The organism is Roseovarius sp. (assembly GCF_965277045.1).
GTDB lineage: Bacteria > Pseudomonadota > Alphaproteobacteria > Rhodobacterales > Rhodobacteraceae > Roseovarius.
Genome location: NZ_OZ255712.1, coordinates 3011287 through 3031952, shown reverse-complemented (window position 1 = coordinate 3031952; position 20666 = coordinate 3011287). Strand labels below are relative to the sequence as shown.

Below are 20666 nucleotides of genomic sequence, written 5' to 3'. Positions count from 1 at the left end.
GAATCGGGGATTAACGGCCATATTCAGCCGTTTTTGGCACGTCGGTATCGCGTCGGTATCCGAGTGGTATCGTGTTGGTGGACATTTCGCGTGTCGGGGACGCGCGCGTTCGTGACCGGGCCGCGCGGCGCGTTTGCCGGATATTCGGCTCTGGCGCCCGGCGACGAGGGTGATAGCGTGCCGGGCAACCCCACCCAAACCGGAAGGTGCCGCTATGACGTCCTCGCCCTATGACATCCTGTTCGAGCCGGTGAAGATCGGGCCGAAGACCACGCGCAACCGGTTCTACCAGGTGCCACATTGCACCGGGATGGGGCATCGCTATCCGCAGGCCGAGGCGGCGCATCGCGGCGTGAAGGCCGAGGGTGGCTGGGGCGTGGTGTCGACCCAGGAGACCGAGATCCATCCCAGTTCCGACCTGACGCCCGCCAACGAGGGGCGGTTGTGGGATGACGGGGACATTCCGGCGCTGCGCCTGATGGCCGAGGCCGTTCAGACGCATGGCAGCCTGGCGGCGATCCAGTTGGCGCATAACGGGCATCATGCCACCGGGCGGTATTCGCGCGAGCCGATGCTGGCGCCGTCGCACACGCCCAGCGACTGGGGCGATCCGTGGCAGGCGCGCGGGATGGACAAGGCCGACATCAAGGCGTTCCGCGGCTGGCATGTGGACGCGGCGAAGCGGGCCAAGCGGGCCGGGTTCGACATCATCTACGTCTATGCCGGGCACGACATGACCCTGTTACAGCATTTCCTGCTGGCGCGGCACAATCACCGGAGCGACGAATACGGCGGCAGCTTCGAGAACCGGCTGAGGCTGTTCCGCGAGGTGCTGGCCGACACCAAGGAGGCCGTCGGCGACACGTGCGCCATCGCGGTGCGGCTGGCGGTGGACGAGTTGATGGGCGAGGAGGGACTGCGCCACGAGGTCGAGGGGCGCGACATCATCGCGGCGCTGGCCGAGGAGCCGGACCTTTGGGACGTCAACATCTCGGACTGGTCGAATGACAGCCAGACGGCGCGATTTGCCAAGGAGGGGTATCAGGAGCCCTACACCGCTTTCGTCAAATCGGTGACGACGAAGCCGGTGGTGGGTGTGGGGCGCTATACCTCGCCCGACACGATGGTGCGGCTGGTGAAATCGGGGCACTTGGACCTGATCGGCGCGGCAAGGCCCTCGATTGCCGATCCGTTCCTGCCGAAGAAGATCGAGGAAGGGCGGCTGGAGGACATTCGCGAGTGTATCGGGTGCAATATCTGTGTGTCGGGCGACAACCTGATGATGCCGATGCGCTGCACCCAGAACCCGACGGTGGGAGAGGAATGGCGGCGCGGCTGGCACCCGGAGGTGATGACCGGCGACAAGGTGGCGTCGGAGCGGTTCCTGGTCGTGGGCGGCGGGCCGGCTGGCATGGAGGCGGCGCGCGGGCTGGTCGCGGCGGGCCACGAGGTGGTGCTGGCCGAGGCAAGCGACGCCTGGGGCGGGCGCGTGGCCATCGAGAGCGCGCTGCCGGGGCTGGCCGAATGGGGCCGGGTGCGCGACTGGCGGCTGTGGCAGTTGCAGCAGAAGGATGCGGCCGATCTCTACCTGCAAAGCCGGCTGAGTTCATCGGATATCCTGGAGTACGGCATCGGGCAGGTGGTGCTGGCCACCGGGGCCAGCTGGCGGCTGGATGGTGTTGGGCGCACGCACCGCCTGCCGGTCGCGGCGTTCGGGGCGTTGCCGGTGCTGTCGCCCGAAAGCGCGATGCAGGGCGGGTTCGAGCAGGACGATGGAACGGGGCCGATCGTGATTTTTGACGACGAGGGGTATTACCTGGGCAACATCCTGGCCGAGCTTGCCGTGCAGACCGGGCGCGAGGTGGTCTTCGTGACGCCATCGCCCATCGTCGCGCCCTGGACCGAGAACACGCTGGAGCAGGCGCGCATCCAGGCCCGGCTGATCCAGCTGGGCGTGACGATCGTGCCGCTGCACAAGGTCGCCGACGGCGACGGCAGCACGCTGGAGCTGGCCTGCATCTATTCCGACGCGCGGCGGCAGATCCCCTGCGCCACGCTGGTGCCGGTGACGTCGCGGGTGCCCAATGACGCGCTGTGGAGCAACCTGAAGGAGCACGAGGCGGACTGGGACGCGGCGGGGATCAGGGCGGTGACGCGGATCGGGGATTGTTATTGTCCCGGCACCATCGCGGCGGCGGTCCATGCCGGGCATGCGTTTGCCCGGACGGTGACGGGCGCGCAGGTCGACCCGCCGCGCCGGGGCGAGCGGGTGGATCTGTCGCAGGGGTGATCGGGGCGCGGACCGGAATTTTTTGAAAATTCCGGGCGTGAAAATGCGTATTTTCACGGTCATTTCCTGCGCAGGAAATGGTGTCTGCAGGACCCTGCGGTGGAGTTGGAGTGCAACGAGTGCTTTGGGGCTATTCCGGTCCTTCTCGACACGCGCGGCGAATGTCGGCTTTGAGCGCTTGTGAGACATTGGGTTTGAGCCCCCAGCCGGTTAACAGCCGCGAAGCGGCCCGGCCATCGTCAGCCCCTCCCATGGGCTGGCGATTTGGCGGGGGCCGGGCGCACCGATCATTCTGGGGAAGGCTCTGGCAGGCATAAAGTGCTTCAGAATTGTCGTCGGATCGCCACCCCAGGGGCTAACGATCGCCTCCGTCTTGAACGGCAGAAAAGTCCGCGGCGGGCGATACTTTCCCGCCTGCCTCCAGCGCAGCAGACGCGCGCGCCGCGCCTCAGCTGATCGCCTGTTCCACTCCTTCCGAGATCGCCTGGCGCAGCTTGCGTTCCAGCGCCCGTTGTTTGGCCGGAGAGTGGAATTTCAGGCCGAACATGTCCTTGACGTAGAACGTGTCGACCACCTGTTCGCCGTAGGTCGCGATGACGGCGGAATTGATGTAGACGTTGCCGTTGCTGAGCGTGCGCGTCAGGTCGTAGAGCAGGCCGGGGCGGTCGCGGGTGTCGACCTCGATGATCGTGTAGATCTCCGAGCCTTCGTTGTCGAAGGTGATATGCGTCGGCACGCGGAAGGCGCGTTCGCGTTTCTTGATCTTGTCGCGCGACTGCATGGCGTCGCGGGCCACCACCTCGCCCCGCAATGTCTTGTGGATCATCTGGGTCAGTCGCGGCAGGCGGTCGGCCTCGTAGGGGCTGCCCTCGGCGTCTTGGATCCAAAAGGCCGCGGTGGCATAGCCGTCCTTGGTGGTATAGGTGCGCGCATCCACCACGTTGGCGCCCACCAGCGCCAGCGCGCCGCACATGCGGCTGAAGATGCCGGGGTGGTCGGCCAGCGCGAAGCAGACGCGGGTGGCATCGCGGTCTTCGTCCGGGGTCAGCTGGATGCGCACCTCGTTTTCCGAGATGTCGCGCAGCAGCAAGGCGAAATCCTGATGCGCGGTGACGTGTAGGCCCTGCCAATACGGCGGGTAGTGCCGGTCAAGTTCCGCCTTGAGCGCCTTGGCGTCCCAATCGGAGAGCGCCTCGCGCAGGTTGCGCTTGGCCTCGGTGCCGCGCTGTTCGCGGTTGAGCGCCTCGAGCCCGCCTTCCATGGCGCGGCGGGTCTGGCGGTAGAGCGCGCGGATGAGCGAGGCCTTCCAGTTGTTCCACACATCCGGGCCGACGCCGCGAATGTCGCAGACGGTCAGCACGCACAGAAGGTCCAGCCGCTCGCGGGTCTGCACCGCCTTGGCGAAGTCGCGCACGGTGCGCGGGTCGGCGATGTCGCGTTTCTGGGCCATGTCGGACATCAGCAGGTGATAGCGCACCAGCCATTCCACCGTGTCGACCTCTCTCGGTTTCAGCCCCAGCCGGGGGGCGACGCGGCGGGCGATCTGGGCGCCGAGGATCGAGTGATCCTCGTCCCGGCCCTTGCCGATGTCGTGCAAAAGGAGGGCCACGTAGAGCACCTTGCGGTTCACGCCCTCCTTCAGGATGGACGACGCGATGGGCAGGTCCTCGGTCAGTTCCTTGCGCTCGATCTTCGACAGCTGGCTGATGCACTGGATCGTGTGCTCGTCCACCGTGTAGCTGTGATACATGTTGAACTGCATCATCGCGCGGATCGGCTCGAATTCGGGGATGAAGGCCGAGAGCACGCCAAGCTCGTTCATGCGGCGCAGGGCGCGTTCGGGATTGCCGTGCTTGAGAAGCAGGCCGAGAAAGAGCTTCTGCGCCTCGGGTTTGTCGCGAAAGCCTTCGGTGATGAGGTCGAGATTGGCCGTCACCAGCCGCATGGCGTCGGGGTGGATCAGCAGGCCGGTGCGCAGGGCCTCTTCGTAGATGCGCAAGAGGTTGAGCGGATCGGACAGGAAGTCTTTTTCATCCACGATGCCCAGCCGGCCATGGATCTCCTTGTAGCCGTCCTTGAGCTTGCGCTTGCGGGTGAAGAGGCGTTGCAGCAGCGGCTCGGATTTGACGTGCGCCGCTTCCAGCTTGGTCAGGAAGATGCGGGTCAGGTCGCCGACGGCGGTGGCGTGGCGGAAATACTCCTGCATGAAGACCTCGACCGCACGGCGCCCGGCGCGATCCTTGTAGCCCATGCGCTCGGCCACCTCGACCTGGAGGTCGAAGGTCAGCTGTTCGGTCGCGCGGTTCGTGACGAGGTGCAGGTGGCAGCGGGTGGCCCAGAGAAAATTCTCGGCCTTCAGGAAGGTCTCGAACTCGTCTTCCATGAAGAGGCCGTGCCCGACCAGATCGGACACGTCGTCGACATGGTAGAGGTACTTGGAAATCCAGAACAGCGATTGCAGGTCGCGCAGGCCGCCCTTGCCCTCCTTGACGTTGGGCTCGACCATGTAGCGTTCGCCCTGCTTTTCGTGCCGGGCGTCGCGCTCTTCCAGCTTGGCCTCGACGAATTCGCGTTCGGAGCCCTTGAAGAGGTCGTTGCGCAGGCGGTGGTCGAGATCGGCCGCAAGCCTGTCGTCGCCGTAGAGCAGGCGCTTTTCCAGAAGCGCGGTGCGGATGGTGAAATCCTCGGTGCCGAGGCGGATGCATTCACGGATCGTGCGACTGGCGTGGCCGACCTTCAGCTTGAGGTCCCACAGCATGTAGAGCGTGCTTTCGATCACGCTCTCGGCCCAGGGGGTGATCTTGTAGGGCGTGAGAAAGAGCAGGTCCACGTCCGAGAAGGGGGCCATTTCCCCCCGGCCATAGCCGCCCACGGCGAACACCGTCAGGCGTTCGGACTCGGTGGGGTTGGGCAGGGGGTGCAGGTGGCGGCTGGCCACCTGCAGGGCGGTCATCACGGCGCAATCGGTCAGCCAGGTGTAGGCGCGGGTCGCCTCGCGCGCCGCGAACGGCGTCTGGCGCAGTGCCTCGGCGATGGCCGCATAGCCCGACGTCATGGCGTCACGCGTGGCGGCGACCGCCTCGCGGCGCAGGGCCGCGGCGTCGGACGGGTCGGCCTCGCGCGCGGTCTCGATCCGCGCGAGCACGGCGTCCTGGTCGAAAATGACCTCTGCCGGACAGATCAGCGCGTCCGGCGGCGTCAGCGTGTCCTTCATGACGTGGGCCGGGCGCGCGGGATCAGAGCCCCGCGCGGCCGAAGCTGGCGGGTGCGGGCGACAGCACCACGACCTGCTGGTTGCGGATGGTGGCCACAGCCAGGCCGCGCTGCGTCGTGCCGTTGGGCAGGAAGCGGAAGATGCCGTTCACGCCCTGGAAGCCGGACGACTGCGTCAGGCTGGAGCGCGACAGGGCATCGGCGCGGCCCGATTTCGCCAGCGCGCCGATGGCGGCGATGGCATCGTAGCTGAGACCGGCAAGATCATGCGGCGCACCGCCGTTGGCCGCCTGGAAGCGCGAGGCGAACTGGTTGGCGCGCCGGGGGTCGGGGATGGCGAACCAGCCGTTCTGAACGCCCGGAAGCGTGCGCGTCTGGGCCGGTTCGTCCCAGCGGGCCAGGCCGATATACTGCATCTCGGCCGGGGACAGCCCCGCCTCGGGCAGCATCTGCGAAAAGAGCGGCAGGGCACCGGCGGCGTTGGCGGTCAGGAAGATCGCGTCGGCGCTGTTGCTTTGCGCGGTTTCCTTGATGGAGGGCACGGCGCCCACGACCCCGCCCTGGGAAAACTCGTAGTTCACCACGCCGGCCGAGGTGGCGCCGTTGGCGCGGATCGCCTGAGCGATGGCGTCGCGGCCCAGCTCTCCGGCGAGGTTGCGCGAATGCACGGTCATGATGCGGCGCTTGCCCTGGCCGACGGCATAGCCCGTGAGGCGGTTGGCGGTATCCTGGAAGGTCTGGCCGAGGATCAGCAGGTTGCCGCCCGCGATGGTCGGGTTGTTGGAAAAGGCCAATACGTTGATGTTCTTGGGCGCCATGGCGACGGCCACGGCATTGGCGGATTCGGCGTGCAGGGGGCCCACGATGATCTTGGCGCCGTCGGCGGCGGCAGTGAGTGCCGCCTGCTGGGCCTTGCCGGCGTTTCCGGCGGTGCCGTAGACGCGCAGGTCGATATTCACGCCCGACAGGTCCGCGACGGCCATGCGGGCGGCATTTTCCAGGTCGCGGGCCAGGCGCTGTTCCTGCGGATTGGAGGCGCCATGCGGGACCAGAAGAGCAACCGGCACGGCGGCGCCGGGGTCGATCCGCTGGCCGCTGTTGCCGCCGGCGCCGGGGAGTCCGGTGTCGCAGGCGGCAAGCAGCAGGATAGTGGCCAGAAGGGCAAGTCGGTGGAACGGCTTGCGGACGGCATCGAAAACGGCAAACATCGGGGTATGAACTCCTTCTTTCGCGCGGTCCGGGTGGACGGCGCAGTTGGCCACGATAATAGACGTCCAGAGAGGCGGGTCCAGTGATGAATCCCGACAAGCAGAGCCTTGCGCCCGGGCTGTACCTTGTGGCGACACCGATTGGCGCCGCGCGGGATATCACGTTGCGGACCCTGGACATCCTTGCCAGCGCCGACGTGCTGGCCGCAGAGGACACACGCAGCCTGCGGCGGTTGATGGAAATCCATGGGGTCAAGCTGAACGACAGGCCGCTGGTGTCCTATCACGACCATAATGGCGACCGCGCCCGCCCGCGCCTGATGGCGGCGCTGGAGCAGGGAAAATCAGTGGTTTACGCGTCCGAGGCGGGCACGCCGATGGTGGCGGACCCCGGGTACGACTTGGCGCGGGCGGCGGTGGCCGAGGGCTTTCCGCTGATATCGGCGCCGGGGCCGTCGGCGGTGGTCACGGCGCTGACCGTGGCCGGTCTGCCGACCGACCGTTTCTTTTTCGCGGGCTTCCTGCCCTCGGGCGGGTCCAAGCGGAAATCCGCACTTCGGGAGGTGGCGGGCGTGCCGGGAACGCTGGTGTTCTACGAATCGCCCAAGCGGGTGGCGGCGATGCTGCGCGACGCGGTCGAGATACTGGGCGCCGAGCGGCAGGCGGCGGTCTGCCGGGAACTGACCAAGAAGTTCGAGGAGGTGCTGCGCGGCACGCTGGGCGAGCTGGCCGGACGGCTGGAGGCGCAGCCGATCAAGGGCGAGATCGTGGTGCTGATCGAGCGCGGCGCGGCCGCGGCCGGCAGCGGCGAGGACCTCGACACGGCGCTGAACGAAGCGCTGGAGACGCAGAGCGTGCGGGATGCGGCCGATACGGTGGCGGCGCGGCTGGGGCTGAAACGGCGGGTCGTGTACCAGAGGGCGCTGGAATTGAGCGGTTAGGGGAAAATTAGATGTTTTGATGTCTGATGCGAAAGGTTTGGTGACGAAAGGTGAACCGGAATGACATGCGACACCATCCTGCAAAGGCGCAGGGAACGCGGGCAACGTGCCTATCACAAGGGGGTCTCTGCCGAGAAATCCGTGGCACTTGAGTATGACCGTCGCGGCGTGGACCTGCTGGAAACGCGCTGGCGGGGTCAGGGCGGCGAAATCGACCTGATCTTTCTCGATGACGGCGTCTACGTGTTCTGCGAGGTGAAGGCGTCGGACACTGTCGACAGCGCGATGGCGCTGCTGCGTCCGGCGCAGATGCAACGCATTCACGTGGCGGCTTCGGAATATCTGGGCCAGACGCCCGATGGCCAGTTGAGCGAGGTGCGTTTCGACCTGGCGGTCGTGGACGGGCAGGGCGCTGTCACCGTGATGGAAAACGCGTTCGGGCATTTCTGAATTGATCCCTGTCGGTGCTTGGCCCATGTAGAGGGCAGCAAGAGGACGGGGATGGCCCATGAAGATTGCCTTTCAGATGGATCCGATCGGCGGGATCGACATTGCCGGGGACAGCAGCTTTCGCCTGGCCGAGGAGGCACAGGCGCGGGGGCACGACCTGTTCTACTATACGCCGGACAAGCTGGCCTATGACCGGGGGCGGATCACCGCGCGGGGTTGGCCGCTGACCGTGCAGCGGGTGAAGGGCGATCATTTCAGCCTGGGCGCGGAGCGCGTCGCGGACCTGTCGGAGTTCGACGTGGTCTGGCTGCGCCAGGATCCGCCCTTCGACATGTTCTACATCACCACGACGCATCTGCTGGAGCGGGTGCGCGACACGACACTGGTGGTGAACGATCCGTTCTGGGTGCGGAACTTTCCCGAGAAGCTGTTGATTCTCGATTTTCCGGAACTGATGCCGCCCACGGCGATTGCGCGCGATCTGGATACCATCCGCGCGTTCAAGGCCGAGCATGGCGACGTGATCCTGAAACCGCTTTACGGCAATGGCGGGGCGGGGGTGTTCCACCTGCCCGAGAGCGACCGGAACCTTTCGAGCCTGCACGAGATGTTCACCGGGTTCAGCCGCGAGCCGCTGATCGTCCAGAAATACCTGCCCGAGATCAAGGACGGCGACAAGCGCGTGATCCTGGTGGATGGCGAGCCGGTGGGGGCGATCAACCGCCTGCCCGGCAAGGGCGAGGTGCGGTCGAACATGCATGTGGGCGGGCGGCCCGAGAAGGTGGCGCTGACCGACCGGGACCGCGAGATCTGTGCCACCATCGGGCCGAGGTTGCGCGAGGCGGGGCAGATCTTTGTCGGGATCGACGTGATCGGGCAATACCTGACCGAGATCAACGTGACCTCGCCCACCGGCATCCAGGAGCTTGAGCGGTTCGACGGGATCAATGTGGCCGGCAAAATCTGGGACGCGATCGAGGCGAAACGCGTATGAGCGCGATGCGGCCACTGCTGAACCGGTGGCTGCGGCTGACCGAGAAGCCGCATTTGCGCAAGGCCACGGTCGCCAAGGCGCGCAGCTCCTTCGAGACCAAGGCGAAGTTTCTGTTCCACGCGCCGCGCGGCACCTCGGTGGCCGAGGACGAGCTGGCCGACGTGCCGGTGCTGTGGACCTGGGCCCTGGGCGTGGGGCGCGAAGACGGGCCGCTGATCCTTTATTTCCATGGTGGCGGCTTCGTGTTCGGCAGCCCGCGGGTCTATCGCAAGATGCTGGCGGCGCTGTCGCGCGAGGCGCGGGCGCCGGCGGCGCTGGTGCAATACCGGCTGGCGCCGGAGACGCCCTTTCCGGGGGCGTTCGACGATTGCATGGCGGCCTACCGCGCGGTGATGGACCGGCCCGGCGGCGTGGTGCTGGCGGGCGACAGCGCGGGGGGATGCCTGGCGCTGGCGGTGCTGGCGGAGATCACGCGGGAGGGGCTGACGCAGCCCAAGGGGTGCATCGCGCTGTCGCCGGTGACAGACCTGACCTTTTCGGGCGATAGCATCCGGGAAAACGCCGAGAGCGAAGTGGTTCTGCCGATCGAGCGGGCCGAGGAGATGTGCGAGTGGTATCTTGGGGACGCGGACCCGAAAGACCCGCGCGTCTCGCCGCTTTTTGCCGATTTCAAGGGTGCCGCGCCGGTGTGGATCGGGGTGGGCGACACCGAAGTGCTGCGCGACGACACGATCCGCATGGCGGCGCATTTGCGTGACGAGGGCGTGGAGGTGACCGAGGTGGTCGAACACGACCTGCCGCATGTCTGGCCGCTTTTTCACAACATGCTGCCCGAGGGGCGCGAGACGCTGGCGGATCTGGGGGATTGGATCAGGTCTCTTTCATCGACATAAGACGGTAGCTGACGGCCTCGGCCACGTGGGGGCGGCGGACGCAGTCGGAGCCGTCGAGATCGGCAATGGTGCGCGCCACGCGTAGGACGCGGTGGTAGCCGCGCGCCGAAAGGCCCATGCGTTCGGCCACGGCGTTCAAAAGGTCGCGGCCCTCGGTGTCGGGCGTGGCGATCTCTTCCAGGGCCTCGCCTTCGGCATCGGCATTGAGGCGCATGTCGGCGTGATCGCTGAAGCGGGATTGTTGTACCGCCCGCGCCGTCGCGACCCGCTCGGCCACCTGGGCTGAGCTGTCGCCCGAGGGGGGCAGGTCGAGGTCTGTGAAGCTGACCGGAGGGACCTCGATGCGCAGATCGAAACGGTCCATCAGGGGGCCGGAGATGCGGCCCATGTAATCTTCGCCGCATTGGGGCACGCGGGCGCAGGCGCGGGCCGGGTCGGGCAGGTAGCCGCATTTGCAGGGGTTGGCGGCGGCCACAAGCAGGAAACGGCAGGGGTAGCGGACATGGGCGTTGGCGCGGGCGACGACCACTTCGCCCGTCTCGATGGGTTGGCGCAGGGTTTCGAGCACGGCGCGGGGGTATTCGGGAAATTCGTCCATGAAGAGCACGCCGTTATGGGCAAGGCTGATTTCGCCCGGGCCTGCCCGCCGCCCGCCGCCGACGATGGCGGCCATGGAAGCGGTGTGGTGCGGCTCGCGGAAAGGCCTTGTGCGGTTGATGCCACCCTCGGTCAGCAGCCCGGCGAGGGAGTGGATCATCGAGGTTTCCAGCGCCTCGGGCGCCGTGAGGGGCGGCAGGATGCCGGGCAGGCGCGCCGCGAGCATGGATTTGCCGGAGCCGGGCGTGCCGACCATCATCAGGTGATGGCGGCCCGCTGCGGCGATTTCCAGCGCGCGCTTGGCGCGTTCCTGGCCCTTGACGTCGCGCAGATCGCGGCCCGAGACATCCGCCGTGACCTCGCCCGGTTCTGCCGGGGGCAGGGGCGACTGGCCGGTGTAGTGGCGCACCACGTCGGCGAGTGTTGCGGCGCCGATCACCTGGGTGGCACCGACCCAGGCGGCCTCGGCCCCTGAACCCTTGGGACAGAGCAGCGTGCGGTCTTCCTCGGCGGCGGCCATGGCGGCGGGGAGCGCGCCGATGACGGGGATGAGCGAGCCGTCGAGTGAGAGCTCGCCCAAAGAACACGTACCTTCGACCGCATCGGGGGGGATGATTTCGAGCGCCGCCAGCAGGGCCAGCGCGATGGGCAGGTCGAAATGGCTGCCTTCCTTGGGCATGTCGGCGGGCGACAGGTTGATGGTGATGCGCTTGCTGGGCAGCGCGATGGCCATCGACGACAGCGCCGTGCGGACGCGGTCACGCGCCTCGGACACGGCCTTGTCGGGGAGGCCGACGAGCGAGAAGGCCGGGACGCCGGGGGTGACGGCGCATTGCACCTCGACCTGGCGGGCCTCGACGCCCTCGAAGGCGACGGTATAGGCGCGGGCGACCATGGGGGACTCCGTTCCCGTGAGAATGGTTAACGGATAGCGCGCCAGTGGTTTAGGAATGGTTAACCGTCTTCGGGGTCGCGCCGGTGGCGGACGTCGGAGCCTCCGGCGGGGATATTTTCGGCCAGAGGAAGAGGCGGGTCAGGTCGCGGCGTCGCGTATCGCGGTGAAGGCGGGCCAGGCGTCGGGGTCGGACACGGTCTTGTCGCGGCAGGTGGCGTTGCAGAAGCCGAAAATGCGCCCGCCGGTTTCCATCAGGTGCGACGGGGCGTCGCCCGAATAGGGGCAGGCTGTGTTTTCGGGGGTGCCATCGGTGACGGCGCGGGCCGGGACGGGGCGGGGGCCGGGCCACGCGCTGTGGTCGAACGGCTGGTCATAGGGGACAGTTTCGTAGGATTTGGTGAGGCCGAGCGCGCGCCACTGGCGGAAGGCCGGGTCGGCGAGCGTGGTATCGACGTATGCTTGCGCCGTCTTGCCAACGGGAAGGGCGTAGCCGGCGATGCGGGCGGCGACCGGGGCGTAGAACGTATCGGCGAGGCTGTAGCGCCCGAAAAGCCAGGGGCCGTCCGCGCCGTGGCGGGTGCGGGCGATGGCCCAGAGCGTGCCGATGCGGGAGAGATCGGCATTGACGGCGTCGGAGGGCGTAAAACCCTGCCACTGGTGGCGAAGCTGCATCGGGCAGTCGCCGCGCAGGGCGGAGAAGCCTGAATGCATTTCGGCGGTGATCGAGCGGGCCAGGGCGCGGGCGGCGGGATCCTCGGGCCAGAGGCCGGCCTCGGGGTGGCGTTCGGCCAGGGTTTCGGCCATGGCGAGGCTGTCGAAGATGACGATGCCGTCCGCGTCCCGCATCACCGGCACGAGGCGGGCGGGGGCGAGGTCGGAAAGGTCGTCGGCCATGGTGCCGTCATAGAGCCCGACCATGTGGGTGCGGTATGGCAGGCCGAACTTTTCCAGCATGAGCCAGCCGCGCAGGGACCAGCTTGAGAATGTGCGGTCGCCGATGAAGAGATCATATGTCATGCCGCGACGTTAGGCCGGGCGCGGGGCGCCGCAAAGCGATCATTTGTGCGGCGGTGCATCACGGGGCGTGATCGATGCCCGCCACGTGCCAGCCGGAGGATGTGTGGTGCAGCTCGGTCACCGAGAGCGCGGCGATACTGTGGTCGAACGCCTCGGTCGCGGTGAGGGCGAGCGCGCGCTGCACCTGGGTCAGGATGACGCCGAGATGGGCGACGATCACCAGATTGGCGCCGGGGTGGGCGGCGATGAGCGCGTCGGTGGCAGCGTCGACGCGGGCGCCGAGTTCGGCCCAGGTTTCGCCCGAGGGCGGGCGCACCTCGCCCGGGTGGTCCCAGAACGCCTGGTAGCGGGCCTGGTCGTCGATGTCCTCGGGGGCCTTGAGATCCCAGTCGCCGAAGTGAAGCTCTCGCAGGGCGGGATCGTTCGGCAGGCGCGTGCGGCCCTTGGCCAGCGCGTCGGCCGTGGCGGCGGCGCGGGAGAGGTCGGAGGAGACGAGCATGGCCTGGCGCGGCAGGTGCGCGTCGAGGCGGGCGACGCGGGCGGTGTCGGAGAGATCGGCGGGCAGGTCGGCCCAGCCGACGAGGCCCCTGGCATGGGTTGGGCCGTGGCGGACCCAGAACAGCCGGGTCTTCACGGCAGGCTGCCCTTGAGCACGTGCGGCAGGCCGGCGGTGACATTGACCACGAGCCCCGCCGTGGCGGCGAGTTTCATGTTCAGCCGTCCCCGGGCGGCGCGCAGCGTGGCGTCTTCGCAGATTTCGGGGGCGCGGGTGATCATCACCACGGGCGCGGCGCAGAGGGCAAGGCCGGCCATGAGTTCTGCTTCGGCCTCGGCCAGGTCGTGGCCGGCCTCGGCCCTGTTGGCCAGCCAAAGCGGCAGCGCGTCGACGAGAACGGCGCTGTCGCCGCTGATCCCGGCGAGGGCGCGGCCGATATCGAGCGGTTCGTGACGGGTTTGCCAGGCGGTGTGCGGCGACGCCTGACGCCGGGCGAGCGTGTCCTGAATCCGGGTATCGTCGGGAGGTGTGGTCACCAGCGCGACGGGTGTGCGACCGGTTCCGAGGACCAGCTCTTCGGCAAGGATCGTCTTGCCCGATCCGATGCTCCCTAAGACGATAGTGACTCCAGGCAACATTTTTTTTGCATCCTTTTCGTGATCCGCGCGTTGGGATCGTGCGTACCACCACCAAAGACTGCGAAAAAGCTGCTTTAAACCGCGACCGGGAGTATTTCACCATGGCCTTGGATGGCAATTTCAGCACAAACATGTCACGCGCGGCAATGAAGGCCGAACTGCTTGACGCCGAGACCGAACTGACATTGGCCTATGCCTGGCGCGACCAGCGGGACGAGGCAGCGCTGCACCGTCTGATCACCGCCTACATGCGGCTGGCGATTTCGATGGCCTCGAAGTACCGGCGCTACGGCGCGCCGATGAACGACCTGATCCAGGAAGCGGGCCTGGGGCTTATGAAGGCCGCGGACAAGTTCGACCCCGACCGCGGCGTGCGGTTCTCGACCTACGCGGTGTGGTGGATCAAGGCGAGCATCCAGGATTACGTGATGCGCAACTGGTCGATGGTGCGCACCGGGTCGACCAGCAGCCAGAAGTCGCTGTTTTTCAACATGCGGCGGGTGCAGGCACGGCTGGAACGCGAGTCCATGGCCAAGGGCGAGACGCTGGACCGGCACCAGATGCGCGAGATGATCGCCATCGAGGTGGGTGTGCCGCTGCGTGACGTGGAAATGATGGAAGGCCGGTTGTCGGGCACGGATTTTTCGCTGAACGCGACGCAATCGACCGAAGACGAGGGCCGCGAGTGGATCGACACGATCGAGGACGAGGGCAAGCGTGGCGACGAACTGGTCGAGGAAGACCATGACCGTGGCGCGCTGCGCAACTGGCTGGGTGGTGCGATGTCCAAGCTGAACGAGCGTGAACGGTTCATCGTCGTGCAGCGCAAGCTGAAGGACGAGGCGCGGACGCTGGAGAGCCTGGGCGAAGAGCTGAGCCTGTCGAAGGAGCGTGTGCGCCAGATCGAGGCGGCGGCGTTCCAGAAGATGCGCCGGTACCTGGAAAAGCAGGGCGGCGAGGTGCAGAGCCTGCTGGCCTGAGCCAGTTTGCACCAGATGATACAAAGGGAATGACGCTGTCGCGGCTAGCGGCGGCGTTTTTTCTTGTCTTGTCATGCGGGCGGGGTCCGGGCCTTGTACCGTGTCGGGTCCGGGCATAGTGTTTGGCCGAAGTCGCAGGGAGCCGTCGGATGCTGGCCGGAAAACGAATTTTGCTGATCATCGGGGGCGGGATCGCGGCCTATAAGGCGCTGGACCTGATCCGGCGGCTGCGCGAGCGCGGTGCGGCGGTGACGCCGGTTCTGACGAAGGCCGGGGCGGAGTTCGTGACGCCGCTGTCGGTGTCGGCGCTGGCGGGGACGAAGGTGTTCCGGGATCTTTTCGACCTGACCGACGAGGCCGAGATGGGCCATATCGAGCTGAGCCGCAGTGCGGACCTGATCGTTGTGGCCCCGGCGACGGCGGACCTGATGGCGAAGATGGCCGGGGGGCAGGCGGATGACCTGGCCTCGACGCTGCTGCTGGCGACGGATACGGAGGTGCTGCTGGCGCCGGCGATGAACGTGCGGATGTGGGAGCATGCGGCGACGCAGAGGAATATCGCGACCCTCAAAGGCGACGGGATCGGGTTTGTCGGGCCTAATGCGGGCGACATGGTCTGTGGCGAGCATGGGCCCGGGCGGATGTCGGAGCCGCTGGAGATCGTGGCGGCGGTGGAGGCGCGGCTGGCGCAGGGGCCGCTGGCGGGCAGGCGAATCGTGGTGACCTCGGGGCCGACGCATGAGCCGATCGACCCGGTGCGGTATATCGCCAACCGCTCTTCCGGTGCGCAGGGCACGGCGATTGCCAGGGCGCTGGCGGGCGCGGGGGCGGAGGTGGTGTTCGTCACCGGGCCGGCGGATGTGGCCCCGCCCGAGGGGGTCGAGGTGGTGAGGGTCGAGACCGCGCAGGAGATGCTGGAAGCGGTCGAGGCCGCGCTGCCGGCTGACGCGGGGGTTTTTGCCGCCGCCGTGGCGGATTGGCGTGTTGCCAGCGCGGGGGCGAGCAAGATCAAAAAAGAGGGCGGCAAGTTGCCGGTGCTCGAGTTCGCTGAGAACCCCGACATCCTGGCCACGGTCAGTCGGTTGGAGGCGGGGCGGCCCGGATTGGTGGTGGGCTTTGCCGCCGAGACCGATGATGTGGTGGCGCACGCCACGGCCAAGCGGGCGCGCAAGGGGTGCGACTGGATCGTGGCCAATGACGTGAGCCCGGCGACGGGGATCATGGGCGGCACCGAGAACGCGGTGACGCTGATCACGGCGGACGGGGCCGAGACATGGCCGCGCATGTCGAAGGCGGACGTGGCGCGGCGGCTGGCGGAGCGCATCGCGGCGGCGCTGGGCTGAGGCCGGATGGTGCGCCGGAAGAGTTTAATGCCTTCGGCGAGGATATTTATGGCCAGAGGAAAAGCGGGAAGAACCGGCGCATGGTGAGCATTTCGGTGATGTGGGACGAGGGCGCGGATCGCGAGTTGGGCCTGCCAGGCTATGAGACCGCGGGGGCGGCGGGGGCGGATCTGCGCGCCAACCTGCCCGACCGGGGTGCGGTGGTGATCGCGCCGGGGGCGCGGGCGCTGGTGCCGACGGGGCTGCGGCTGGCGATACCGGAGGGGTATGAGGTGCAGGTGCGGCCCCGGTCGGGGCTGGCGTTGAAGCATGGGATCACGCTGCCCAACAGCCCCGGGACGATCGACAGTGATTACCGTGGGCCGTTGGGGGTGATCGTGATGAATGCCGGGGATGCGCCGTTCACTGTGGAGCACGGGATGCGGATTGCGCAGATGGTGGTGGCGCCGGTGGTGCAGGCGGGGTTCGAGGTGGTGGAAACCCTTGAGGAGACCGCGCGCGGGGCGGGCGGTTTCGGGTCCACGGGGGCAGGCTGATGCTGTTGGTGCTTGTGCTGGCCGGGGCGATCTGGGGCCTGGGCGCGTGGATGGGCGCGCCGCGGCGGCAGCGCTGGGGCATGATCGGGGTGCTGTGGGCCTTCGTCGTGCTGACGCAGTTGGTGCTGCCGGATGGCAATGGCTTGCGCGCGGCGACGGGAGGCGAGGTGGCGCCGTGGCTTTTGCTGGGGGGCGGCGTGGCGCTGGTGCTGGCGTACCGGCAGGTGTTGAGGCGGTTGCGGCGCCGGGTGGCCGAGCCAGAGCCGGAAAAGCCCAAGGGCCTGTTCGCGCCGACCGAGCTGGAACGCTACGCGCGGCATATCGTTTTGCGCGAGATCGGCGGGCCGGGGCAGAAGGCGCTGAAGCAGGCAAAGGTTCTGGTGATCGGGGCCGGGGGACTGGGCTCGCCCGCGATCCTGTACCTGGCGGCGGCGGGCGTGGGCCGGATCGGGGTGATCGACGATGACGTGGTGGATGCGACGAATCTGCAGCGGCAGGTGATCCACACCGATGCGCGGATCGACATGCCCAAGGTGCATTCGGCGGCGCAGGCGGCGCGGGACGTGAACCCATATGTGGAGATGCGACCTTATGAGCGGCGGTTGAGCGAGGAGATCGCAGCGGATCTGTTTGCCGAGTATGATCTGGTCCTCGACGGCACGGACAATTTCGACACGCGCTACCTGGCGAACCGGGTGGCGGTGGCGCAGGGCAAGCCGTTGATTTCAGGCGCTTTGTCGCAGTGGGAGGGGCAGGTGAGCGTCTTCGACCCGGCGAATGGCGCGCCGTGTTACCAGTGCATCTTCCCCGAGGCCCCGGCGCCAGGGCTGGCGCCGAGCTGCGCGGAAGCCGGCGTGCTGGGGCCGTTGCCGGGCGTGGTGGGGTCGATGATGGCGGTGGAAGCCGTAAAGGTGATCGCCCAGGCGGGTGCGCCGCTCAGGGGTGAAATGATGATCTATGACGCTCTATATGGAGAGAGCCGAAAGATTTCACTGAGCCGCCGGGCGGAGTGCCCCGTGTGCGGCCAACGAGGAGAGCAAGATGACCAATCCGCTTTTGAGTGAGTGGGAGACGCCGTTCGAGATGGCGCCGTTCGACCGGGTTAGGGACGAGGATTTCGCGCCGGCGTTCGAGGCCGGGTTGGAAGAGGCGCGGGGCGAGATCGCGGCGATTGCGGACAATCCCGAGCCGCCGACTTTCGCCAACACGGTAGAGGCGCTGGAAGTGGCCGGGGAGACGCTGGACAAGGTGCTGTCGGTGTTCTTCACCGTGGCCGGGGCGGACAGCAACGACAGGCGGCAGGAGTTGCAGCGGGAGTTCAGCCCGAAGCTGGCCGCGTATTCATCGGAGATTTACGGGAATAAGGCGCTGTTTCAGCGGATCGCGACGCTTTGGGAAGATCGCGAGAGCCTTGGGCTGACCGAGGAGCAGGAGCGGTTGCTGATGCTGACCCATCGCGGGTTCCGGCGGGCCGGGGCCGGGCTGGAAGGGGACGCGGACGCGCGGATGCGCGAGATCCGCTCGCGGCTGGCGGAGCTGGGCACGGCGTTCACGCAGAACCTGCTGAAAGACGAGGCGGGGTGGTACATGGAGTTGAACGAGGCGGACCTGGAAGGGCTGCCGGAATTCGTCGTGCGCTCGGCCCGCGCGGCGGGCGAGGAGAAGGGCGCGAAGGGGCCGGTGATCACGCTGTCGCGGTCGTTGATCGTGCCGTTTTTGCAGTTCTCGCCGCGGAGGGATTTGCGCGAGAAGGCCTATGCCGCATGGACGTCGCGCGGGGCAAATGGCGGCGAGACGGACAATCGGGGGATTGCCGCCGAAGTGCTGAAGCTGCGCGAGGAGCGGGCGAAGCTGTTGGGATACGAGAGTTTCGCGGCCTTCAAGCTGGAGACCGAGATGGCCAAGACGCCCGAGGCGGTGCGCGGCCTTCTGATGGATGTCTGGGGGCCGGCCCGCGCACAGGCGGAGGCGGATGCCGCCGTGCTGACCGAGATGATGCGCGAGGATGGCGTGAACGGGCCTTTGGAGCCGTGGGACTGGCGGTATTATTCCGAGAAGCGGCGCAAGATCGAGCATGACCTGGATGAGACGGCGCTGAAGCCGTATCTGCAGCTGGACCGGATGATCGAGGCGGCCTTTGCCTGTGCGCATCGGCTGTTCGGGCTGGAGTTCAAGCGGCTGGACGTGCCGCTGTACCACCCCGATTGCCGGGCGTGGGAGGTGACGCGGGAGGGGCGTCATGTGGCTGTGTTCATCGGGGATTACTTTGCGCGCGGGTCGAAGCGGTCGGGGGCGTGGTGCTCGGCGATGCGGGGCCAGCGGAAGTTCCCGGATGTGAAGGGGCCGGTGGTGATCAACGTGTGCAACTTCGCCAAGGGCGATCCGGCGCTTTTGAGCTATGACGACGCGCGGACGCTGTTTCACGAGTTCGGGCACGCGCTGCACCAGATGCTGTCGGACGTGACCTATGAGAGCATTTCGGGAACAAGCGTGGCGCGGGATTTCGTGGAGTTGCCGAGCCAGCTCTATGAGCATTGGCTGGAGGTGCCGGAGGTTCTGTCGGAATTCGCGACCCATGCGGACACGGGCGAGCCGATGCCGCAGGAGATGCTGGAGAAGGTGCTGGGCGCCGCGACATATGACATGGGGTTCCAGACGGTGGAATACGTGGCGTCGGCGATGGTCGATCTGGCGTTTCACGAGGGCGCAGCGCCCGACGATCCGATGGCGAAACAGGCCGAGGTGCTGGCGGAGATGGGGATGCCGCACGCGATCCGGATGCGGCACGCGACGCCGCATTTTGCCCATGTGTTCAGTGGTGACGGGTATTCGAGCGGGTACTACAGCTACATGTGGTCGGAAGTGATGGATGCCGATGCTTTCGCTGCCTTCGAGGAGGCTGGCGGGGCTTTCGATGCCGGGAAGGCACAGGCGCTGGAGGAGAATATCCTGTCCATGGGCGGGTCGCGCGAGGCAGAGGAATTGTACCTGGCCTTCCGGGGGCGGATGCCCGGGGTCGAGGCATTGCTGAAAGGGCGGGGGCTGGCGGCATGACACCGGAAGAGATCGAGAAGCTGCCTTATCGGCCCTGCGCGGGTGTGATGCTGGTGAACGGGGACGGCAAGGTTTTCGTTGGCCAGCGGATAGACAGCGAGTATGACGCCTGGCAGATGCCGCAGGGCGGAATCGACGAGGGCGAGGACCCGCGCGATGCGGCGCTGCGGGAGTTGTGGGAAGAAACCGGGGTGACCGCCGGCCTGGTGACGGTGGAGGCGGAGACGCCGGAGTGGATTCCCTATGATCTGCCGCATGAGCTGGTGCCGAAGCTGTGGAAGGCGCGGTACCGGGGGCAGATGCAGAAATGGTTCCTGCTGCGGTTTCACGGGAGCGATGCGGATGTGGACATCACCCTGCCGCCTGCGGAGTTTTCCGAGTGGAAATGGATTGCGCCCGAGGACGTGGTGGACGCCATCGTGCCGTTCAAGCGCGGGGTTTATGCCAAGGTGATGAACGTGTTCGGAGACAGGCTATGAAGATGTTTTTGGCGAGTATGGCTTTGGTGCTGGCGGCCGGACCGGCGCTGGCGCTGTCCTGCCTGCGACCGGACGTGGCGCGGACCTACAACCAGGCGTCGGAGGCGGAGCAGGCCTATGTGGTGGTGACCGGAGCGTTGCGGTTCGACGCGGCGCGGTTGCCGGAGAATGACGGCACCAGCCAGGATCGGCGGGTGGTGACGATTCCGGCGCGGCTGGAGGGGACATCGCTGTCGCGGGCGGGGTTCACGACACCTTTTGCGCGGGACATTACGTTGGAAGTCAGCTGTTTCGGGCCGTGGTGCGGCGGGGCGCAGTCGGGGGTGGAGTACCTGGTTTTCCTTGAAAAGCACGGGCGGAACCTGGTGATGGTCGCGGACCCCTGCGGAAGCTGGGCGTTCCCGGAGCCGTCGGCGGAGCAGGTGGAACAGGTGGAGGCCTGTATCGGCGGGTTGGAGTGTGCGCCGTTGAAGTGAGGCGAGCGTGGGTTTTTACCCACCCTACGAGGTCACGGATCGGGTCCGGGACGGGTTGAGTAGGGCCCGCGCGGAATCAAGGCCGAAGGCCGCCGCGCGATCGCCAGACCGCCCGGACGGGCTGGCGATTGGGTGACGTAAGCGCTTCGATTGAGGGTTTTGCGGA

Annotated in this window: 18 protein-coding genes; 12 read left to right on the top strand and 6 right to left on the bottom strand. The window is 67.2% G+C overall.

Annotated features, from left to right (window positions below; genetic code table 11):
• The first annotated feature begins 214 nt into the window (after window positions 1-214).
• A complete protein-coding gene (locus tag ACQY4V_RS15155; protein ID WP_428513050.1) occupies window positions 215-2290 on the top strand; it encodes an FAD-dependent oxidoreductase in 2076 nt (691 codons plus the stop codon).
• 448 nt (window positions 2291-2738) lie between these two features.
• Here ACQY4V_RS15155 and ACQY4V_RS15150 read toward each other — a convergent pair whose 3' ends face one another.
• Both ACQY4V_RS15150 and ACQY4V_RS15145 read right to left on the bottom strand, forming a co-directional pair.
• The gene (locus ACQY4V_RS15150; protein WP_428513048.1) at window positions 2739-5504 is read right to left on the bottom strand and encodes a [protein-PII] uridylyltransferase; all 2766 of its coding nucleotides are present in this window, start codon (window positions 5502-5504) and stop codon (window positions 2739-2741) included.
• Between the two features lie 22 nt (window positions 5505-5526).
• Entirely contained in the window at window positions 5527-6711 is a 1185-nt protein-coding gene (locus tag ACQY4V_RS15145) for a penicillin-binding protein activator (RefSeq protein WP_428513046.1), read from the bottom strand.
• Between the two features lie 86 nt (window positions 6712-6797).
• On the opposite strand from ACQY4V_RS15145, the gene rsmI reads away from it, so the two are divergent.
• Genes rsmI through ACQY4V_RS15125 form a run of 4 tightly spaced genes read left to right on the top strand, consistent with a single transcriptional unit; the run spans window position 6798 to window position 9989 of the window.
• Complete coding sequence (gene rsmI / locus ACQY4V_RS15140) at window positions 6798-7652, top strand: 16S rRNA (cytidine(1402)-2'-O)-methyltransferase (RefSeq protein WP_428513044.1); 855 nt, start codon at window positions 6798-6800, stop codon at window positions 7650-7652.
• Window positions 7653-7712: 60 nt separating this feature from the next.
• Window positions 7713-8102 carry a YraN family protein gene (locus ACQY4V_RS15135; protein ID WP_428513042.1) on the top strand — a complete coding sequence of 130 codons (390 nt, stop codon included), beginning with the start codon at window positions 7713-7715 and terminating at the stop codon, window positions 8100-8102.
• A gap of 58 nt (window positions 8103-8160) precedes the next feature.
• Entirely contained in the window at window positions 8161-9096 is a 936-nt protein-coding gene (gene gshB, locus ACQY4V_RS15130) for a glutathione synthase (protein ID WP_428513040.1), read from the top strand.
• Window positions 9093-9989, top strand: a complete 897-nt coding sequence (locus tag ACQY4V_RS15125) for an alpha/beta hydrolase (RefSeq protein ID WP_428513038.1) — start codon at window positions 9093-9095, stop codon at window positions 9987-9989. The genes gshB and ACQY4V_RS15125 overlap by 4 nt, the downstream gene beginning before the upstream one ends.
• Here the strand turns inward: ACQY4V_RS15125 and ACQY4V_RS15120 are convergent.
• The 4 genes from ACQY4V_RS15120 to ACQY4V_RS15105 form a co-directional block, all read right to left on the bottom strand.
• A complete protein-coding gene (locus tag ACQY4V_RS15120; protein WP_428513036.1) occupies window positions 9967-11481 on the bottom strand; it encodes a YifB family Mg chelatase-like AAA ATPase in 1515 nt (504 codons plus the stop codon). The genes ACQY4V_RS15125 and ACQY4V_RS15120 overlap by 23 nt on opposite strands.
• Window positions 11482-11619: 138 nt before the next feature.
• Window positions 11620-12498 (bottom strand): glutathione S-transferase, encoded by an 879-nt coding sequence (locus ACQY4V_RS15115; RefSeq protein ID WP_428513034.1) that lies wholly within the window; start codon window positions 12496-12498, stop codon window positions 11620-11622.
• A 58-nt stretch (window positions 12499-12556) separates the two neighbouring features.
• Window positions 12557-13132 carry a histidine phosphatase family protein gene (locus ACQY4V_RS15110; RefSeq protein WP_428513032.1) on the bottom strand — a complete coding sequence of 192 codons (576 nt, stop codon included), beginning with the start codon at window positions 13130-13132 and terminating at the stop codon, window positions 12557-12559.
• Window positions 13129-13632 (bottom strand): bifunctional adenosylcobinamide kinase/adenosylcobinamide-phosphate guanylyltransferase, encoded by a 504-nt coding sequence (locus ACQY4V_RS15105; protein WP_428513030.1) that lies wholly within the window; start codon window positions 13630-13632, stop codon window positions 13129-13131. The genes ACQY4V_RS15110 and ACQY4V_RS15105 overlap by 4 nt, the downstream gene beginning before the upstream one ends.
• A 101-nt stretch (window positions 13633-13733) precedes the next feature.
• Between ACQY4V_RS15105 and ACQY4V_RS15100 the strand changes: the two genes are divergently transcribed.
• The 7 genes from ACQY4V_RS15100 to ACQY4V_RS15070 all read left to right on the top strand — a co-directional run bounded on the left by ACQY4V_RS15100 (window position 13734) and on the right by ACQY4V_RS15070 (window position 20500).
• Window positions 13734-14612, top strand: a complete 879-nt coding sequence (locus ACQY4V_RS15100) for an RNA polymerase factor sigma-32 (protein ID WP_222452231.1) — start codon at window positions 13734-13736, stop codon at window positions 14610-14612.
• Between the two features lie 149 nt (window positions 14613-14761).
• Window positions 14762-15955: a bifunctional phosphopantothenoylcysteine decarboxylase/phosphopantothenate--cysteine ligase CoaBC gene (gene coaBC, locus ACQY4V_RS15095; protein WP_428513028.1), complete on the top strand. Its 1194-nt coding sequence runs from the start codon at window positions 14762-14764 to the stop codon at window positions 15953-15955.
• 80 nt (window positions 15956-16035) lie between these two features.
• Entirely contained in the window at window positions 16036-16491 is a 456-nt protein-coding gene (dut, locus tag ACQY4V_RS15090; RefSeq protein WP_428513026.1) for a dUTP diphosphatase, read from the top strand.
• Complete coding sequence (locus ACQY4V_RS15085; protein ID WP_428513024.1) at window positions 16491-17555, top strand: HesA/MoeB/ThiF family protein; 1065 nt, start codon at window positions 16491-16493, stop codon at window positions 17553-17555. Before dut ends, ACQY4V_RS15085 begins: the two co-directional genes overlap by 1 nt.
• On the top strand, window positions 17533-19545 hold the full coding sequence (locus tag ACQY4V_RS15080) for a M3 family metallopeptidase (protein ID WP_428513022.1): 2013 nt from the start codon (window positions 17533-17535) through the stop codon (window positions 19543-19545). The genes ACQY4V_RS15085 and ACQY4V_RS15080 overlap by 23 nt, the downstream gene beginning before the upstream one ends.
• On the top strand, window positions 19542-20024 hold the full coding sequence (locus ACQY4V_RS15075; protein WP_428513020.1) for an RNA pyrophosphohydrolase: 483 nt from the start codon (window positions 19542-19544) through the stop codon (window positions 20022-20024). Before ACQY4V_RS15080 ends, ACQY4V_RS15075 begins: the two co-directional genes overlap by 4 nt.
• Window positions 20021-20500, top strand: coding sequence for a hypothetical protein (locus ACQY4V_RS15070; RefSeq protein WP_428513018.1), 480 nt, complete (start codon window positions 20021-20023; stop codon window positions 20498-20500). Before ACQY4V_RS15075 ends, ACQY4V_RS15070 begins: the two co-directional genes overlap by 4 nt.
• Window positions 20501-20666 lie beyond the last annotated feature (166 nt).

Excerpts from the sequence above, each read along its gene's own strand:
- ACQY4V_RS15150 (WP_428513048.1), bottom strand. The coding sequence starts at position 5,504 with ATGAAGGACACGCTGACGCCGCCGGACGCGCTGATCTGTCCGGCAGAG.
- ACQY4V_RS15070 (WP_428513018.1), top strand. The coding sequence starts at position 20,021 with ATGAAGATGTTTTTGGCGAGTATGGCTTTGGTGCTGGCGGCCGGACCG.
- ACQY4V_RS15100 (WP_222452231.1), top strand. The coding sequence starts at position 13,734 with ATGGCCTTGGATGGCAATTTCAGCACAAACATGTCACGCGCGGCAATG.
- ACQY4V_RS15105 (WP_428513030.1), bottom strand. The coding sequence starts at position 13,632 with ATGTTGCCTGGAGTCACTATCGTCTTAGGGAGCATCGGATCGGGCAAG.
- ACQY4V_RS15135 (WP_428513042.1), top strand. The coding sequence starts at position 7,713 with ATGACATGCGACACCATCCTGCAAAGGCGCAGGGAACGCGGGCAACGT.
- ACQY4V_RS15155 (WP_428513050.1), top strand. The coding sequence starts at position 215 with ATGACGTCCTCGCCCTATGACATCCTGTTCGAGCCGGTGAAGATCGGG.
- ACQY4V_RS15085 (WP_428513024.1), top strand. The coding sequence starts at position 16,491 with ATGCTGTTGGTGCTTGTGCTGGCCGGGGCGATCTGGGGCCTGGGCGCG.
- ACQY4V_RS15080 (WP_428513022.1), top strand. The coding sequence starts at position 17,533 with ATGACCAATCCGCTTTTGAGTGAGTGGGAGACGCCGTTCGAGATGGCG.
- rsmI (WP_428513044.1), top strand. The coding sequence starts at position 6,798 with ATGAATCCCGACAAGCAGAGCCTTGCGCCCGGGCTGTACCTTGTGGCG.
- gshB (WP_428513040.1), top strand. The coding sequence starts at position 8,161 with ATGAAGATTGCCTTTCAGATGGATCCGATCGGCGGGATCGACATTGCC.
- ACQY4V_RS15075 (WP_428513020.1), top strand. The coding sequence starts at position 19,542 with ATGACACCGGAAGAGATCGAGAAGCTGCCTTATCGGCCCTGCGCGGGT.
- ACQY4V_RS15120 (WP_428513036.1), bottom strand. The coding sequence starts at position 11,481 with ATGGTCGCCCGCGCCTATACCGTCGCCTTCGAGGGCGTCGAGGCCCGC.
- ACQY4V_RS15125 (WP_428513038.1), top strand. The coding sequence starts at position 9,093 with ATGAGCGCGATGCGGCCACTGCTGAACCGGTGGCTGCGGCTGACCGAG.
- coaBC (WP_428513028.1), top strand. The coding sequence starts at position 14,762 with ATGCTGGCCGGAAAACGAATTTTGCTGATCATCGGGGGCGGGATCGCG.
- ACQY4V_RS15145 (WP_428513046.1), bottom strand. The coding sequence starts at position 6,711 with ATGTTTGCCGTTTTCGATGCCGTCCGCAAGCCGTTCCACCGACTTGCC.
- ACQY4V_RS15115 (WP_428513034.1), bottom strand. The coding sequence starts at position 12,498 with ATGACATATGATCTCTTCATCGGCGACCGCACATTCTCAAGCTGGTCC.
- dut (WP_428513026.1), top strand. The coding sequence starts at position 16,036 with ATGGTGAGCATTTCGGTGATGTGGGACGAGGGCGCGGATCGCGAGTTG.